We start from the raw sequence: 17058 nt of genomic DNA, 5'->3' as shown, positions 1-17058 counted from the left end.
ACAAGGCATCCTCCAACACCTCCATTTGAAGGAGAACTTCGATCATGTCTCTCTCTGTCGGAATTCTGGGTGAAAACCCCCAGCAGCCGTCCATCTCGGCGAACACGTTCATTCCGGATCAGTTGATCGCTGGCCCGCTGCAGCTTGTCACCAACAGTGTGACGGTTTCGGGATCCGCGGCGCTCCCGCGCGGTACGGTGATGGGCCGCGCCTCGCTCGGCGCGGCGGTGAGCTCGACCGGCAAGGTGCAGGCCTCCGGTACTGTGGCCATTGCCGCGGTCCCCACCGACGGCGACACCGTCACCATTCAGGGCACGGTGATCACCTTCAATGCCAAGAGCGGCGTCGGCCAGTTGCCGGCCGCCAATCAAGTGCTGTTCGAGGCCTCGATGACCACGGCCCAGATCGCCCAGGCATTTCTCGCCGCGCTGCTCGCCAATCCCGGCGATGCCAACCTGTCGAAGATGACCTACAGCCTGTCGGGATCGACGATTACGGCCAAGGCTGTGAACTTCGGCACCGGCGGCAACGCCTACACGTTGGCGACCAGCAACGGGACCGCGTTCACCGTGTCCGGCGCGACGCTGTCGGGCGGTACCGCGAACACCGGCACTGCGACGATCGGCTCGATCTCGCTCGGTGCCGCGACCAAGCCGGGCCTGTACACGATCACGCTGACCAGCGCGACCGTCGGTACGGTCGAGTCCCCGAGCGGCGCCGTACTCGGCACCCAGACGATGGGAACTGCCTTTGTCGATCCGGAGATCAACTTCACGATCACCACCGGCGGTTCACCCGCGGCCGGTGACATCTTCGGCATCTATGTGCCCGATCTCACCGCACAGTCGACCGTCACCTGGAAGCTCTGCACCAAGGGCGCGATTGACGGCAGCAACGTTCCGGCCGGCATTCTCTGTGACTATACCGACCCGACCGGAGGCAATGTGATCGCGGGCGTCTACGAGATGGGCGAGTTCAACGGCAACGCCATCGTCTATGACTCCTCGCTGTCACCTGCCGACATCCGCAACGGCTTCCGCGGCAAGGGCATCTTCATCAAGAGCGTCCTCAGCGCCGCCGATCCGTCGTAACGGCAACCCTTTCAACCCACCAAAACCACGCCGGGCAAGGCCCTGAAGGTTCGAAAGAGCCTCCGGGGCCTTTGCGTTGGCGGCTCACTCACAGGAGACCCTAGAAATGGCCACCACCCCCGGCACGCTCGTCTACGACACGAATACCTTGATCCAGGTCGTTCCGAACCTGAAGCGTGCGGTGACGTTCCTGCTCGACAAGTTCTTCCCGAACATCGCGATGTCCGACAGCGAGTTCGTCTCGATCGACGTCGACATCGGAACGCGCCGCATGGCGCCGTTCGTCTCTCCCCTGGTTGAAGGCAAATTGGTCGAGCAGCGACGCATCCAGACGAACACCTTCAAGCCTGCCTACATCAAGGACAAGCGGGCGCCCGACCTTCGCAAGCCCGTCCGCCGCATGATCGGCGAACGCATCGGCGGCGACATGACCGGCGCCGAGCGCGAGATGGCCAATCTCGAATTCGAGATGACCGACCAGATCGACATCCTGACCCGCCGCTTGGAGTGGATGGCGGCTCAGGTACTGGTCGGCGGCAAGGTGACCATCACCGGCGAGGGCTTCCCGACCGTGGTGGTCGATTTCGGCCGAGACTCTTCTCTGACGGTCGCGCTCACCGGCTCCGCGAAATGGACGCCGGCGAATGTCGTCGCCGGCACCGCGACGCCGGTGCTCAATATCGAGAGCTGGCAGCGGCAGATGCTGAAGAAGTCGGGTGCGATCACCACCGATATCGTATTCACCACCTCGGCATGGGAAGGCTTCATCGCCGACCCGCTGCTTAAGGGCGCGATCTACTATCCGAAGCTCGGCGATGCCGGCAACTCGATCAACATCGGGCCGCAGATCCAGCGCGGCGCGATCTACAAGGGCCAGTGGGGCCAGTATTCGCTCTGGATCTACAACGAGTGGTACGTAGAGTCCGGCACTGACGGCAACGCGACTGTTGGCAAGGAATATCCGATGATGCCGGACGGCTCGCTCGTGATGTGCGGTCCTGACATGATGGGCACCCGAGCTTTCGGCCAGATCCTGGACCCGGCGTTCAACTACGCTTCGCTTCCCTTCGCGCCCAAGACCTGGGTCACCGAGGATCCGGCGCAGCGCTACATCCTGATGCAGTCCTCGCCGATAGTGATCCCGTCGCGCGTGAACGCCTCGTTCGCCGCACAGGTCTGCGACGCGGTCCTCGGCTGATCATGATCGGGTGATCCGTCACCCGATCCCTTTTTCACCTCACCTTCAAAAGGAAGAACTGAAATGGCAGATGAACGACAGGGCAGCGAGAAACTCGTGCGCGGCACCGTCGAGCGCGGTCGCACCATCCGCGTCCCGAACGATCGGGACATGCAGATCGTCGGCACCAATCCCGAAACCGGCAAGCCGATCCGCGCGCCGAAGATCGTCGAGTACGGCCCGGGCGAGGAGGTCAACTTGCCGGAAAGCGAGATCAAGTCGCTGCGCGCGCTCGGCTTTATCGTCGATCCGGCCAGGGTGCTCAAGACCGTGCCCGCCGAAGGCTCGCACCTCTCCGAGCTCGCCCCCGCCTCCTGATCCAGAACTGCGCTCCTTCTAAGAAATCAGCCGGGCGGGCCATCCATGAGCATTGACCTGTCCGCGCTGGTACTGGGCCCGTGCATGGAGGCGTGGGCCAAACCGGTGACGATTACCCCGGTGAAGTCGCAGCCGACGGCGCGCCCCTATGACGTGCGAGGGGTCTGGACGGTCGACAACATCAACCTGGTGGCCGACAACGGCGCGCCATTCTCGACCCGCACCATCAAGCTAGGCGTCAAGCTCGACGAGTTCGCCGTTCCCTTAATGCAGGGCGACTACGTCCGTACGCTCGCAAGCAACCTGCCGATGGGCTACCTCAAGGACGCCTACGCGCCAGGCGCCGTGGTTGATTTCGTCGTCGACAACGACCAGCCGGACGGGCAGGGCGGCACGGTGCTGATCCTGAAGCGGAAGCCGTGACCACGCTCGCGACCTTCATCCGCGACGAGGCCTTCAGGCGCCTGACGGTCGGTACCATCGCTGCGAACTGGACCTCGACCGCGAAGCTGCCGATCCCTACGGTCCAGAGCGACCAGCTGCCGCGCCTCGCCGTCTATCTTGTCCGCGAGATCATGAATACGGACGGCGACGGCAACGTCTCTGTGCCGCGCTTCATCTCGGACGTGACGCTAGGGATCTCGGTGCTGGATGAGGCCGAAAAGCCGTCATCGCTTGACGGGTCGCTCGACACCCTAATTGACCTCATCGAGGACACGCTGCTTCAGGACATCTCATTCGTCAGCCTGAAGGATGCAGATGGCCGAGCCGTTATAGAGTCCTTCGAGCAGATCCAACGTAGCTTCAACTTTCCGCAACTCGGCGAGAGCTATTACGCCGAGGCTCGCCTTCAAATGACGGTGCGCTACCGCTGCTACTTCGAGCCCGTCGCCACGACGCCGCTCGCCGAAGTCGACGTGCATGTCAGTACTTTCGACGATGCCGCAACGAGTGGCCAGCTCATCACGACCATCGCAAATCTCGACCAGTGAGGACACCCATGCCAGCGATCAAGGTCTATCCGACGCACGAAGCTGCGCTCGATGTGCGGCACCCGGTCAGCGGCGCAATCAGCGATGATGGATCGATCTGGGAGCATGATGCCTTCACCGCGCGCATGCTGAGCGACAATGCGATCACCACCGACATCGCGCGTCGCCACCGTTCGAAGCGCCAGAAGGTCGATCACGGCAAGCCGCCGGCGCACGCGACCGGATCGTCGGAGCCAGCGCCGCAGACGGCCGATATCAAGGCATCCGGCGATGCCGACCCTGAGTCCTCTGTAGCCGCGAAGAAAACCTCGACGGCAACCCAGGAATGAACTCGGCCGGCATCGTAGGCAGGCCTTCCGCCACAAAAGGAGATAGCGCGACATGACGATCAGCACCGGGATCCCGCAATCGTGGAATTTGCCGCTGTTCTGGGCCACCGTCGACGGAAGCCAGGCTGGCAATGTGTCCAACGCACAGCGCGCGCTACTGACCGGGCAGATGTTCACCTCAGGCGGCAATGCCGGCAACGCCGTCCCTGGCGTTCCGATCGCGGTCGGTTCAGTCGCCCAGGCTGGGACATTGTTCGGCATCGGCTCGATGCTATACCGCATGGTGGTTGCGTTCTTCGCCAGCAACACGACGCAGCAACTGTGGTGTCTGCCTGTTTCCGAGCCATCGGCCGGCGTCGCCGCTACCGGCTACATTCTGGTGGCTTCGGGCAGCAATTCCGGCGTGATCACCCTCTACATCGCCGGCCAGAAGGTTACTTGCCAGGTGGCATCAACCGACGATGCCACGACGATCGCGACCAACCTTGCGGCCGCGATCAACGCGGTGACGTCACTGCCGCTGACGGCGACTGCGTCCGGCGCGCTGGTGTCGCTGACCTGCCAGTGGAAGGGCCTGACCGGCAACGACATCGTCATCATCCCGAACTATTACGGTGTCTCGTCTGGAGAGACCTATCCGACTGGGCTCTCGCTCAGTTTCAGCCAGATCGCCATCCCGGCGTCCGCCGGTGGCACCACCGGCCAGGCCGCGGTGACTTTCGCCAGCGGCGCCAACGCCAATGTGGTGGCTGGCATGGTGGCATATGACACCACGATCGGTGTACCCGGGCCATCGTCTCTGATCGGCACCGTTGCGTCGCTGAACGCAACCACCGTGACCATGTCGGCGAACCTCGCGCAGGCGGTTACCACCAACGACACCATAGTGTTCTTCTCGACTTCATGGGGGCAGATGCAGGGCGGAACCGGCAACCCGGACTTCGCAACCGCGATCGCCAACATCAACACGCTGGACTTCCAGTACGTCGGGATGCCCTATACCGACGCCGGATCGCTTGCGGCGTGGGCCATCGAGTATGGCTTCGGTCCCGGCGGTCGGTGGAATTACACCCGCCAGCAGTACGGCATGGTGGTTGGGGCACGGCGAGACACCTATTCGAGCCTGATCTCCTGGGGGATCACGCAGAACGCGCCCGTGATCTCGACCATGGCGATGGAGCAGAAGTTCCCGTCGCCGCCCTGGGAGGTCACCGCGTGCTACTGCGCAGATGCCGCGCTAGGCTTTTCCGACGACCCGGCGCGACCGCTGCAGACGCTCGAGCTCCTCGGCGTGCTACCCCCGCTGTCGCAGGACCGCTTCATCCAGACGCAGCGCAATTCTCTGGTCAACAGCGGCTTCGCAGTGCAGGGAGTTAACGCCTCCGGCAACTGCGCGATCCTGGTCGAGCAGTCGCAATACCAGTTCAATTCGTTCGGACAGTCCGACACGGCCTTCGGCAAGCTTACCGTTCTCGCGACGCTGGCCGCGCTGCTCAGCCGCATGAAATCGTCGATCACGTCGAAGTATCCGCGCATGAAGCTGGTCCCGGATGGGACGCGGCTCGGACCCGGTCAGGCCGCAGTCCGGCCGATCGACATCAAAGTCGAGCTGATCGCCGAGTACGTGCTCGCCGAATACGATGGCCTGGTCTCTAGCACGCGCGAGTTCTCCAAGAACCTGATTGTTCAGCTCGATGACCAGAACCCGAACAAGGTTCAGGTGCTCTGGACCCCGCGGCTCGCCGGGCAGCTGCGTCAGTTCGACGTGCTCGCACAGTTCAGGTTGATGTTCGCATCGGACACACAGGTCGCCGCCTAAGCAGGCGTCGAAACCCAACCACATCAGCCTTAGCCGCTTCGTCGCGAGGCGGCTTTTTCATCGGAGCGATAGATGGCGACCAGCAACAGGATCGGCGGCGTGCTTTCCATCCGGGTGGATGGGAGGCAACTGGAAGCGCGCGGCAACTTTTCCGTGACCCCGAGCAAGTTCAAGCGCACCGGCATCGCCGGGCAGGACTTCGTCCATGGCTACGTGGAGGAGCCTATCGTGCCCAGCATCAAGGGCGATCTCTCGATTGGCAACCAGCTGTCGATGGTCGACCTCGAAAACATCACCAACGCGACTGTGCAGTGTGCGCTCGCCAACGGCGTCACTTACGTCCTCACCGAGGCCTGGACCACGTCTGCATTCGCGATCGACGCACATGACGGCAAGGTGGAGGTGACCTTTGAGGGCGTAACCTGCGAGGAGATCACCTAGTGTCAAAGCGAGTCGAAGACGTGAACGATGAGAAGCCCGAAACTCTTCCGCCTTATCCGCTGCTGAAGCCGGTCAAGGCGTACGGCGAGGAGGTGCGGTCGATCGTCATGCGCAAGCCGAATGGGGGCGACCTGCTCGCGGTAGGCAATCCAGTGATCTTCTCGCCGCACATTGATCCGCCGCGTATCGAACACGACCTGGCGAAGGTCCTGCAAATGGTGGCAAGGATCTCTCAGCCCAGCATCCCATCGACCTCGCTGGCCGAGCTTGATCCGCAGGACATTGTTGGGCTGGCCTGGCACATCTCGCCTTTTTTTACTCCGGCGAGGTAGAGGCCGACATCGACGATTGTCTCGACCTCGCCCTGATCTATAAATGCGATCCGTTCGTGTTCCTCAGCCTTCCTCGTCATTCCGTTGATCTGCTGTATAGCCGCACGCTGGTGCGGCTAAAGCTGGCGCAGGAGTCTTGAATGTCAGAACAGGAGACCATGCGCCTCGTCGCCGAGGTCGTCGACAAATACTCCGGACCTCTGAAGAGCATGATGGATGCTCTGAAGAAGATCGGCGATGGTTCCAGGAAGGTGCATGACGAAGGTCGAAAGCACGTCAACCAGCACCACAAGGCCTACCATGAACTTCGCGAGCAGATGGCGAAGGTCAAGGAGACGACCACGGACGTGCTGCGGCCGGCATTCAATGCGCTCGGCCTGTCAGCGCTCAGCGTTGCCGGCGGAATTGCCGCAGTCAGCGAGGCTGTCAAAGGCTTCGGAGAATACGGCGAAAAGCTGGAGTTTGCGCACCGCGCTTCCGGCCTGATGATGAACAGTGTCCGGGGCCTGGCCGAGGCCAACCAAAAATACGGCGTTTCGACCGACGAGACGATCAAGTCGCTTGAGCAATTCGGCGCCCACATGGACGAGCTTCACCGTCGCTCACCCGCCTACATCAACGCTTGGAAGGCGCTCGGTGCCAACGCATGGCGCGACATCGGATCGCCGCTGGCGCAACTGGACGGCCGGCGCGAGGAGCAACTGCGCAAGGCAATGGAGTTGATCCCGCGTATCCGTGACGTCGACCAGCGCAAGCGCGTCCTCGGTCTACTCGGCCTGCCGGAGAACTGGGCATATCTCACCGACAAAGAGATGCAGGAGATGCGACGGAAGTCTGATGAGTTTAATCGACGGTTTCCGTTCAATGCGCAAGCTGCGCATGATGCAAAGCATGCATGGGACGAGTTGCTGACGACGTTCCGGGGGCTCAAGGACGAGATGTCCTCGGCGGCCGCGCCCGGGATCACGGAAGGGCTGAAGAGCATTCAGGACTTCGTTCACGACCCAGAGATCCGCGCGATCTGGAACGACATCAATGACGGTGCCAAGAAGCTCGAGGAGACTTTCAAAGGCTGGGGTATCAGCCCGTCGCTGAAGTCCGATCTGCAGGACATCAAGGCCATCATCGACGGCATCAAGTGGTTCTTCAGCAAGGACGGCAAACTGAGCCCGCCAAGCGTGAAGGAGAACCTGCAGGCGCCCTTTAAGAAGTTCGGCTTGGGGAGCGACGACAAAAAGGCCCAGGAAAACGTCAAGGAAGGCACGCGGCAGGGGCTCGAGGAGTTCTTCCTGAAGCAGAAGATGATGGAGCAGTCCGGTATGTTCCAGCCGACTGCGTTCAATCCAGGCGGAATGGGGGCCCGTTCACGCGGCGGCTATTTTGGTAGCAAGGAGTTCCCGGCGATCGGGACACCGGGCGCCGGCAGCGGAGGAATGGACGGGAGTGTACCCAAGTCGATGGGCAAGGGCCCCGATGGCTCGTCCGTTCCTATGGGGGGCGACGGCCTTCCGGTGCCGACAAGTGGGACGCTCGCCGAGCAGCGAAAGAGGTTTGCTCAGGAGCTGGAGCAGAAGCCGTGGCTGCGAGACAAGCTCCTTCGGATCGCGGCCAATGAGCAAGGCAAGCATCCCGTTGGAACTCAGAACGTGATCGAGGAGACCATGAACCGCGCCATCGTGCGCGGCACGTCCCTCGAGAAGGAGGCGCGCTGGACTGGTGAGGGTGGCTACTATGCGATGGGCAACATGGGTCGAGGTGCCCTGGAAAATCCGTCCCACCGCGCGATCCTTGAGCAGGGGCTGAAGAATGCCCTTGCAGGCAGCAACAGCAGCAATTTTGCGACTGACAATGCGTCGTCCTGGCTCGCCGCGAAGCACAAGCGTACCGGGAATTTTACGCCGACTGGACCGGACGTGCATGGTGAAACGTTCTTTGGCCCCGACAATCGGATCAGATCGCACATCGCACGCTGGCAGGCGTGGAAGCAGGGTGTCATTGCGGCGGATCAGCAAAGTCATGGCGCACGGCTGAGCGACATGATCCGTCGGGGTAGACGCGGTCCAAGCGATGCCGAACTACTCAAGCGGGGCATGCGCGCCAGCGATGCCGGTTCTCTGAACGGCAACGCCAAACTCGACATCACGCTAAATGGCTTCCCGAAGGGCACCCGCACCGCCCACCATGCCGACGGTATCTTCAAGCAGGTGCAACTCAACCGCGGCCGTCCTATGCTGCAGGCCAGCGAGACGTCCTGATGGCGATCCCGCCATGGAAGCTGCAACTGCAGCCGGCGAGCTTCAACGGCGTGGAATTCCACGTCGAGGTAGGCGCGCGGTCGAGCGGACGCCGAAACGCCCCGCACGAGTTTCCCAAGAAGGACAAGCCATATACCGAGGACATGGGGCGCCGGGCGCGGACGTTCGTAGTCGGGGCCTACATCATCGGTGCTGATTTCGGGTTTCAGCGCGACGCGCTCATCGCCGAGCTCGAGCGCGAGACCAACGGCGCGCTCGTCCTGCCCACGTCCTCGGATGAGAAGATCGTGGTCTGCGATCGCTACAGCGTGGTCGAGCGGCGCGAACGGGGCGGTTATTGCGAACTCGAGATGGTGTTCATCGAAGCCGGGCAGGACCCGTCGACGCTGATTGGCAGCGACACACAATCGAGCGTCAACAATACCGTCGGGTCCGTGACCGGGTCGGCATCGTCCTATCTGGACTCGACACTCGGCTCGACCTTCATCGGATCAACCGACATCACGAGGCTGACCTGACACATGAACGCCGTCGAGCTCAACGAGGCGATCGGGATCACCGATACGAGGGTCCTGGCCGGACTGCTCAAGATGGTGGAGGGACAGTCCGGTGCCGCTGGCGCACAACTGCGCTACCAGACTGGGGTTCTCAGCGCCAATGGTAGTGTCTGGCTCAGCCAGACTGTCGATCGGGTCTACACGTTCTGGACTTCGCTGGCGAAGTGCTTCGATACTGCACAGGCGATCGACAGCGTGACGTTCGAGCTGATGGAGCAATTCCGGAAGGACATGGTCGCGGTACCGGCGCAGGGGCTTCCCGCCATTGCGGTACGCAATTTTGCTGTGCGCATGGCTCTCGCGGAGCAGGCGAAGATCCTGGCCGCCACGATATTCACCAGTCGCCGCGAGATTGACAGGTATTTCAGCGTGATCAACGATGCATTCGAAGCGGCCGAATTGGTCGCTGCAAGCGGCCGGGACAACGTCGCCTACGTCGCGCTGATCAAGCTCCATGCAGCGGTGTCGAACGATCTCGCGAACCGCGCGCGGCCGTTGCCGAAGATGGTGACATATTCGTTCCCGAAGACCCGTCCCTCACTCGCGATCGCGCAGTCTCTCTATCAGGATCCCTCGCGCAGCGCAGAGCTTATCTCCGAGAACTCGCCGATCCATCCGCTGTTCTTCCCGCTAACCGGCCGGGCCTTGTCGAAATAATGGCGCGTCCCGATCAGATTGCTGTCGTCACTGCGAACGGCCAGCGCTACGACATCTGGACGGAGATCGAGTGCACGCGTAGCGCCGAGGACATCATCGATCACGCGTTGCTGACGGTGGCCGAGATCAGCCCGCGCCAACGCGGAGTGATATCGGGCCTCAAATTGCAGCCGGGTGACCAAGCGACTGTGACCCTTGCGGGGCAAAAGATTATCAGCGGCTTGGTTTACATGCGGCAAGGTGCCGTCGATGCCAATGCGCATCAGGTTCAGATCGGCATCTCCTCGATGGGGCAGGCGGTGATGGCGTCCACGGTCGACGGAGAGCCCGGGCAATACATCAACCAGACCCTTCAGCAGATCGGATCGGCCGTATTCGGCAAGGTCGGGGTCAAGTTTTCGGTGTCGGCCAGCGGCGACATGCCATTTCCGCGCGTGTCCGAGCACATCGGCGAAAGCCGCTTTTCCTTCATCGAGCGGCTGTGCCGGATGCGTAACATGCACATGATCGACGATGGCACCGGTGGCATCGTCGCATTCCGAGGCGCCGCCAAAGGCGGCTTGGTGTTGCGCGAGGGCCAGAATATCGAGCGTGGGCGTATCCTGCTCAAGAACAACGATCACGTCGACGAAATAACAGTCAAGGGGCACGACGCCAACAACGATAGCGCCGATGCGAACCGGTCGCCGACAGGCAGCACGAAAGTCTCGCCTCCGGTCAACCGCCCATTCAAGATCATCGCCGAGGAGATGGGAAACTCGGCCGCGATGCAGCTACGGGCCAATCATCAAGGTGACTGGACCAAATACATGCAGGTCGATGGTGAGATCGTCACGCCTGGATGGCTGTGCCCGCAGGGCGATCTCTGGTGGAACCACGTCACCGCGCAGGTGACGATCGTGTCGCCATCGCTGCTACCGGAAGACACGTTCCAGTTCATGATCAAGGGGGTGGTGCACCGTCAGTCCAATCATAGTGGTACCACGACGAGTGTGATGTTGTGCCGCGCTGACGGTTTCGGCTCCGGCATTGGTGAGAGCCTGCAATTCTCATGAAACACCTGAGCACGCGATATGCTGCCGAGCGCGTCGGAAACTCCATCAGTCGGACCATCGTCGAACGCGTCGACGACACCAAGTTCATGCAGCAACACGCACTATCGGGCTATGCCGGCGAGCAGCAGGATCAGATCGAGCACGTTCATCCCTACGGATTCGTCTCGGTAGTTCAGAAGCCGACTGGTACCGGCCAGCAGCGGATGGGCGCGGAAGGCTTTATGGGGTTCATGGGTGGGGGCCGCAGTCACGGCGCTGTGTTCATCGCCGGGGACCGCCGTTACCGGCTCTACAAGCTCGCGGACGGTGAAATCGCGATGCACGACGATCAGGGCCAGCAGGTCCACTTCAAGCGTGACGGCATCTACGGATCGGTACCGAACAGCAAGAAGATCAAGTTCCAGATCATGGATGACGACAAGCTGCCGCGCGAAGATGGCAAGCAGCTCGGTCAACTCCAGCAAGCGACGAGGCCGGCAACGATTAGCCTGCTGTTCGACAAGACCCAGTTCACCCTGAACCATCCGAACGGAGCGGTTGCGATCAACTGCGCTTCGTTCAGCGTCAATGCCAGCGGCAGTGCCAAGATGGTCGCCGGAAGCAACGCCATGGTGAAGGGCGGGTCTGGAGCCATCCTGCGCGCCTCGGACAAGGTCTATCTCAAGGCCGGGAATTCTGTGAGCGCTAAGTCCTTAATCAACAAGGCCGACCCGCCGTGGGCCGACGGCGCCGAAGAGCCTCCGGACTTCTGAGGGCACGCGATGCCGGATATCCGCCTGATTCCGTCCGACGTCTCTGGATCGCTGACGTTCGACTGGCTGCAAACGCCGGTCGGACTTCTTGACGAGACTGAGCAGCTCGCCAGCGCAGTGCTGGTGGCGCTCAACACCGATGCCCTCGCCGACGAGACCGAGGTACTTCCCGACCCGCGCGATAGCGACCGCCGCGGTTGGTGGGGCGACATGGATGCGGAGCGCATCTGGGGAGGCTGGCCGATCGGATCGAAGCTTTGGCTGTTAACCCGGGCCAAGATCGTCGACCGCGGCGCGCGAGAGGGTGCGACGGTGACGCGCGTCGAGCGCTATGTGCGTGATGCGCTCAAGCCGCTGATTGACGCCGGCGTCTGCTCCAAGGTTGCCGTTTCTGCATCTCAGACGTCGGACAAGAGGATCACGGCGACTGTCGTGATCTACCGCGGGCCAAAGCCGGTCGTGCAGTTGCAGTACGAGCCGCTATGGCAAGAGATCTTCCCGGGGAGTTGACCTGAATGCCTTGGACCACCCCGAGCCTCGAAGATCTGCGCAACACCAACCGCGACAACGTACAGTCGCAGCTGCGCTCTGGCCCTATGATCCCGAACAGCGTCTTGCGGGTCATGGCGGACGCCAACGCCGGGCTTGGGTTTCTCACTCTCCTCTACATCGATTGGCTTTCAAAGCAGCTGCTGCCTGACACCGCCGAGACGGAATGGCTCGACCGTCATGCCAGCATTTGGCTTTCGCAAGGCCGTAAGGCTGCCACCTACGCGCACGGCACGATCACGTTCACCAGCATCGGCAGCGTGACCATGCCATCCGGTACGATCGTGTCGGGTGCGGTGGACTCTCTCACCAACGCCATTATCGATTTCTCGACGCAATCGGATGTCGTGATCGGAACCACGCCGACCAGTGTTTCGATCGTTGCGACGACACCAGGCTCGACCGGCCTGGTAGGTGGCTCGACCCTCGCGCTCAAGGTGGGAATTGCGGGCATCAACGGGGTCGGAACGATCACTTCGATCACGGATGGCATTGAGGAGGAGACCGACGACGGGCTGCGTGCGCGTGTGCTCGACCGCATCCGGCAGCCTCCGGTCGGCGGCAGCGCTGAGGACTACGTCCAGTGGACCTTCGCCACCCCGAGCGTCAGCGTGACGCGAGCTTGGTGCTCGCCGCTCGAGATGGGGCTTGGCACCGTGACGATCCGCTTCATGACCGACGATCTCGCGAACAACATCGTCGGCTTTCCAAGCCATGCCGATGTGAACCTCGTCAGGGACTATTTGGATACGGTTCGGCCGGTCGCAATCAAGGACCGTTTCGTCGTGTCTCCGGTTCCGGAACCGATCGACTTTGCGATCACAAATCTGTCGCCGGATAGCGTCGCCAATCGCAACGCCGTGATCGTAGCAGTCAAGAAGATGCTGTTCGAGCGCGCCGCACCGGCGCACGCCATCAACGGCATCGAGCAACCGGCACAAACGATCTACCGGGCATGGGTCAGCGAGGCGATTTCGTCAATCCCGACAATAGAGAGCTTTACTCTCATCATGGACGACCATCCCATGCCCTACCCGGGATCGCTGGCCGTTCTGGGGACCGTCGTTTATGGCTAACGACAAGTGGGCGCAACGGACGACCGTCGACTACGTCCATGGCTGGAACGAGTTGCTGCCGACGGGCCCGGCGTGGCCGCGCGACCCAGATACGGTGCTGCAATCCGTCGTCACTGGCTTGGCACAAATCTGGGGCGAGGAAGTCGAACAAAGCGCCGCGCTGCTGCTTGTCACCGAGTCATATCCCCGCACCACGAACGTGCTGCTACCGGACTGGGAGGCTGCGTTCGGACTTCCAGACCAATGCCTGCCGATCCCAAGCGATGTTGCCGCACGGCAGCAGACACTCGTGGCTAGAATGACTTTCCTTGGCGCACAATCGCGCCAGTTCTTCATCGCGCAGGCCGCGCTCTATGGTCAGACCGTCAGCATCCGGGAATATTCGCCATATCAATGTGGCATCTCCGGTGTCGGGGACACGACTGCGATCGAGCCAGACGGCCTTGGCAGCTATCGCTGGGGGCTGATGCGTCCCGAGATGCGCTTCGTTTGGACCATCACGCCGACCGCACTGACGGCAAGTTGGAATGGCGCTGACATCTACTGCATCATGAACCGATGGAAGCCGGCTCATACCCAGGTCGTGTTCGACTATTCCGCACTTCAGGAAATGCAGTTCTCGCGACCATGGAATTCCGGCTACGTCGCCGTACTCTAAGGAAATGGGAAGAGACCTCCAATGCCATCTCCAAACGACAACTTTCTCCTGAAGGACGGCAACGACAATCCGTTCGAGCTGAGGGCGAAGGATGTTTCGAGCCTGCAGGACGGCTCGCTGCAGATCGTCCGGCATCTTTCCACGCTGTATCCGGTCGACTACGGCATCGGCGGCTGCTTCCACCGCCTTGTTCGCAGCGGCTCCATGGGAGCCGGTCTGACCTCGAACTCTCCGATCCTCGCATTCCGCAACCCGTCATCCAACCTCAACGCTCTCATCCGGCGCGTTCGTCTCAACGCATGGAGCCTCAGTACCGGCTTCACCACCGGTCTTGCGACGTTCGAGATGTATGTCGCGAGAGGCTTCAGCGTGCAGGACACGGCCGGCACGGCGGAGACAATGACGACCCCGCAAGGGAAGCTGGCAGCATCGATGTCGGGGTCCGCATGCCTGATCCAGCGAGCGAGCACAGGGGCGCTGACCGCGGGAACGCGCACGCTCGACAGCGTCCCGCTGGACGCGCACAACGGTGCCGCGCCGACTTCGACGAACACCCAGTTCGCGGGACTTCCGGTCAAGATCTTCGAAAAGCTCGGGAGCGATCATCCGCTGCTGTTGACGCAGAACGAGGGCTTCGTGCTCCAGGCAACGGTTCCGGCTACCGGTGTGTGGGCATGGTCGGCCGCGATCGAGTGGGACGAAGTTCCGCCGGTGAACTTCTAGAGCACATCGAGGTAAGCCAGAGATGGAATATAATCCTCCTTACGCCGGCGCCGGTCCAAACCAGACCTATGTCGATGGCAACCCCACGATCGGCATTCAGCCGAGCATCATTCCAGCCGCGGCGATCGAGTACACGCAACGGGAGATCGTCAACAACATCCTCGCCAATCAGCTCACGCCGACAAACGGCGACCTCAACCAGCTTTCAAGGGCGCAGCAGATCGACCGCGTGAACTGGGCAGTCGACATTGGCACCGCCGATCACATCGTGATCGACCTGGATCCGGCGCCCGCCACCCTGGTGGAAGGCCTAAAGGCATGGATCCTTGTCAAGGAGACGAACACCGGAACGACGGACGTTACCTGCAACGGTATCGTTAAGCCGCTTCTCACCCAGGGACTGGTGAACCTGGCCCCCGGCGTCATCGTCGCAAACGGTATCGCGATCATCGTGTACGACGGGACACAATGGCAGCTCATGCTCGGAACGGCGGCAACTGGTGGTCCCGCCGGCCCGACCGGTGCAACAGGGGCGACAGGCCCAGCGGGCCCAGCCGGGCCTGCGGGTGCAACTGGTCCCGCCGGCCCCGCCGGCCCTGCCGGGCCAGCCGGTCCTCCAGGACAGGCGACGTCGCTGATCGTGGGGAACGACGCCATTGGTTCCTGGTGCTTTGGCTCCAGCAATGGCTCTATAGCGAACGTCACATCCTATCCTGGCATTACAAAGCTGAATTACGATGGGTCGAACGGATACTCTGGGACGTACCGCGTGCACTCAACCTTTGGCTTCGTCATCCAGGGGCAGGCCGGAGCGCTGAAGAATGTCAACGGGCTCGACCCATATATCTCGCTGATGCAGCGGATTGCCTGATGTTCCAGCGAACGATCGTCTCCGCGGTGCATCCCAAGATCGTCAGAGGCGACTACACCGATATTCACCTGACGGCGTGGTTCGAGGAACTTCCGTCACCGGTGCCGTTCATTGCATCGCTCTTCGATTGCGAGCCGCATGGCCGCGAGCTCTGGTTCCGCGCCATGAAGGGAGAGTACGGCGACATCGAGATCGTCGACACGATGCCGTGCGCGTTTATCGGCGGTGCGACGCAAGTGGGACAATCCGGATCATGAGCAGCCTTTCGGTCGATCTCGTCACATACAGTGACGCAGACTTCAGCCTGTCGAAGACACAGCCGTTTGCGAACGGTCTTTCGACGGTCGGAAGCAATCCGCTGCACATGCAGGTGCGGACGCGGCCGGAGGACGAGGTGGCGTGGATCGAAGCCACGACCGAAAACGGGCTCCTGATCGTGACCGACGCAGGCGCCACGGTGACCGTCAGCATTCCGCGGTCCAGCCTGGTGAACCTGCCGAGCGGGTCTTACGTCTATTCGATCATCATGTCGGCCTTTGACGGGGCCCAGCGGCTGGAGGTCTTTCGCGGCACGCTGAGCCACAACATCGGGCCTACGCGGTGGGCGGCCGGTACGCCTTAGCCGATGCCGTTCTACAACTTTTGCAAATGGCAGGCCTCGACCATCGGGACCGGAAGCTTCGGCATTGGTGCCGCGGCGGAGGCCGACGATATCAGCACACACGACGTCCCCGAGAATTGCGACGTCGTCGATGGCGCGGTCTATCGTTACTACGCGCGCACTGCGGACGGCAGCCAGACCGAATGGGGGCACGGCACCTACAGCACGTCGTCGCACACGCTGGCACGAACGACGATTATCCTCAATTCGGACGGCACTACGTCGCCCGTCGACTTCCTGGTCGCGCCGATCGTCGACATGTTTCCGTCGCCGCAGAAATCGGTTGCGAACTCGACCATCCCGTCCGGGACGAAGATGCTGTTCCAACAAAGCAATGCTCCGACTGGTTGGACGAAGCAGACCACTCACAACGACAAGGCTCTGCGCGTCGTCAGCGGAACGGCATCATCTGGCGGTACGAGTTCGTTTTCCGCGATGTTCGCCAGCCGGACATCGGACGTGACGACACTCTCCATCGCTCAGATGCCGGTCCACGATCACGCCTACACCGACGAATTCATCGATGGGGTTGGGACGGCCAGCTGGAATGCGCAGAGCGGGGCCGACCGCGGCGACAAGACCGTCAACAAGACAACCGGAACGGCGGGCGGCGGCGGGTCGCATGCGCACACGCTCGACATGCGCGTGCAATATGTTGACCTGATCATCGCCCAGAGGAATTGAT

22 protein-coding genes are annotated in these 17058 nt (G+C 61.8%); all 22 read left to right on the top strand.

Annotated features, from left to right (window positions below):
* The first annotated feature begins 44 nt into the window (after window positions 1–44).
* The 22 genes from K408_RS40360 to K408_RS40340 all read left to right on the top strand — a co-directional run bounded on the left by K408_RS40360 (window position 45) and on the right by K408_RS40340 (window position 17057).
* A complete protein-coding gene (locus K408_RS40360) occupies window positions 45–1091 on the top strand; it encodes a head decoration protein (protein ID WP_024340991.1) in 1047 nt (348 codons plus the stop codon).
* 106 nt (window positions 1092–1197) lie between these two features.
* The gene (locus K408_RS0123730) at window positions 1198–2289 is read left to right on the top strand and encodes a major capsid protein (RefSeq protein ID WP_024340990.1); all 1092 of its coding nucleotides are present in this window, start codon (window positions 1198–1200) and stop codon (window positions 2287–2289) included.
* 63 nt (window positions 2290–2352) lie between these two features.
* Entirely contained in the window at window positions 2353–2646 is a 294-nt protein-coding gene (locus tag K408_RS0123725; RefSeq protein WP_024340989.1) for a hypothetical protein, read from the top strand.
* Between the two features lie 45 nt (window positions 2647–2691).
* Window positions 2692–3069: a head-tail joining protein gene (locus tag K408_RS0123720; protein WP_035698420.1), complete on the top strand. Its 378-nt coding sequence runs from the start codon at window positions 2692–2694 to the stop codon at window positions 3067–3069.
* A complete protein-coding gene (locus tag K408_RS0123715) occupies window positions 3066–3638 on the top strand; it encodes a hypothetical protein (RefSeq protein ID WP_024340987.1) in 573 nt (190 codons plus the stop codon). The genes K408_RS0123720 and K408_RS0123715 overlap by 4 nt, the downstream gene beginning before the upstream one ends.
* An 8-nt stretch (window positions 3639–3646) precedes the next feature.
* Window positions 3647–3967, top strand: a complete 321-nt coding sequence (locus K408_RS0123710; protein WP_024340986.1) for a hypothetical protein — start codon at window positions 3647–3649, stop codon at window positions 3965–3967.
* A gap of 52 nt (window positions 3968–4019) precedes the next feature.
* Entirely contained in the window at window positions 4020–5786 is a 1767-nt protein-coding gene (locus K408_RS0123705; protein WP_024340985.1) for a phage tail sheath subtilisin-like domain-containing protein, read from the top strand.
* A gap of 72 nt (window positions 5787–5858) precedes the next feature.
* Window positions 5859–6227 carry a phage tail tube protein gene (locus tag K408_RS0123700; protein ID WP_024340984.1) on the top strand — a complete coding sequence of 123 codons (369 nt, stop codon included), beginning with the start codon at window positions 5859–5861 and terminating at the stop codon, window positions 6225–6227.
* Between the two features lie 20 nt (window positions 6228–6247).
* The gene (locus K408_RS0123695) at window positions 6248–6559 is read left to right on the top strand and encodes a phage tail assembly protein (protein ID WP_196232394.1); all 312 of its coding nucleotides are present in this window, start codon (window positions 6248–6250) and stop codon (window positions 6557–6559) included.
* Between the two features lie 158 nt (window positions 6560–6717).
* The gene (locus K408_RS0123690) at window positions 6718–8814 is read left to right on the top strand and encodes a hypothetical protein (RefSeq protein ID WP_024340982.1); all 2097 of its coding nucleotides are present in this window, start codon (window positions 6718–6720) and stop codon (window positions 8812–8814) included.
* Complete coding sequence (locus K408_RS0123685) at window positions 8814–9332, top strand: DNA circularization N-terminal domain-containing protein (protein ID WP_024340981.1); 519 nt, start codon at window positions 8814–8816, stop codon at window positions 9330–9332. The genes K408_RS0123690 and K408_RS0123685 overlap by 1 nt, the downstream gene beginning before the upstream one ends.
* Before the next feature lie 3 nt (window positions 9333–9335).
* Window positions 9336–10028 carry a hypothetical protein gene (locus K408_RS0123680; protein ID WP_024340980.1) on the top strand — a complete coding sequence of 231 codons (693 nt, stop codon included), beginning with the start codon at window positions 9336–9338 and terminating at the stop codon, window positions 10026–10028.
* Entirely contained in the window at window positions 10028–11083 is a 1056-nt protein-coding gene (locus tag K408_RS0123675) for a phage baseplate assembly protein (RefSeq protein ID WP_024340979.1), read from the top strand. The genes K408_RS0123680 and K408_RS0123675 overlap by 1 nt, the downstream gene beginning before the upstream one ends.
* Window positions 11080–11835 carry a phage baseplate assembly protein domain-containing protein gene (locus K408_RS40355; protein WP_024340978.1) on the top strand — a complete coding sequence of 252 codons (756 nt, stop codon included), beginning with the start codon at window positions 11080–11082 and terminating at the stop codon, window positions 11833–11835. Before K408_RS0123675 ends, K408_RS40355 begins: the two co-directional genes overlap by 4 nt.
* Window positions 11836–11844: 9 nt before the next feature.
* Window positions 11845–12345, top strand: coding sequence for a phage GP46 family protein (locus K408_RS38555; protein ID WP_024340977.1), 501 nt, complete (start codon window positions 11845–11847; stop codon window positions 12343–12345).
* Window positions 12346–12350: 5 nt separating this feature from the next.
* Complete coding sequence (locus K408_RS0123660; protein WP_024340976.1) at window positions 12351–13460, top strand: baseplate J/gp47 family protein; 1110 nt, start codon at window positions 12351–12353, stop codon at window positions 13458–13460.
* Complete coding sequence (locus K408_RS40350) at window positions 13453–14118, top strand: putative phage tail protein (protein ID WP_024340975.1); 666 nt, start codon at window positions 13453–13455, stop codon at window positions 14116–14118. Before K408_RS0123660 ends, K408_RS40350 begins: the two co-directional genes overlap by 8 nt.
* A 21-nt stretch (window positions 14119–14139) precedes the next feature.
* Window positions 14140–14841, top strand: coding sequence for a hypothetical protein (locus K408_RS0123650; RefSeq protein WP_024340974.1), 702 nt, complete (start codon window positions 14140–14142; stop codon window positions 14839–14841).
* 22 nt (window positions 14842–14863) lie between these two features.
* Window positions 14864–15712: a hypothetical protein gene (locus K408_RS40345; RefSeq protein WP_024340973.1), complete on the top strand. Its 849-nt coding sequence runs from the start codon at window positions 14864–14866 to the stop codon at window positions 15710–15712.
* Window positions 15712–15969 carry a hypothetical protein gene (locus K408_RS38540; protein WP_024340972.1) on the top strand — a complete coding sequence of 86 codons (258 nt, stop codon included), beginning with the start codon at window positions 15712–15714 and terminating at the stop codon, window positions 15967–15969. The genes K408_RS40345 and K408_RS38540 overlap by 1 nt, the downstream gene beginning before the upstream one ends.
* Entirely contained in the window at window positions 15966–16334 is a 369-nt protein-coding gene (locus K408_RS0123635; protein ID WP_024340971.1) for a hypothetical protein, read from the top strand. Before K408_RS38540 ends, K408_RS0123635 begins: the two co-directional genes overlap by 4 nt.
* 3 nt (window positions 16335–16337) lie before the next feature.
* On the top strand, window positions 16338–17057 hold the full coding sequence (locus K408_RS40340) for a hypothetical protein (RefSeq protein WP_024340970.1): 720 nt from the start codon (window positions 16338–16340) through the stop codon (window positions 17055–17057).
* Window position 17058: the final 1 nt, after the last annotated feature.

It is taken from the genome of Bradyrhizobium sp. in8p8 (assembly GCF_000426845.1).
Lineage (GTDB): Bacteria > Pseudomonadota > Alphaproteobacteria > Rhizobiales > Xanthobacteraceae > Bradyrhizobium > Bradyrhizobium japonicum_C.
The sequence above is the reverse complement of the archived record's forward strand: the minus strand, read 5'-3'. Positions and strand labels throughout refer to the sequence as shown.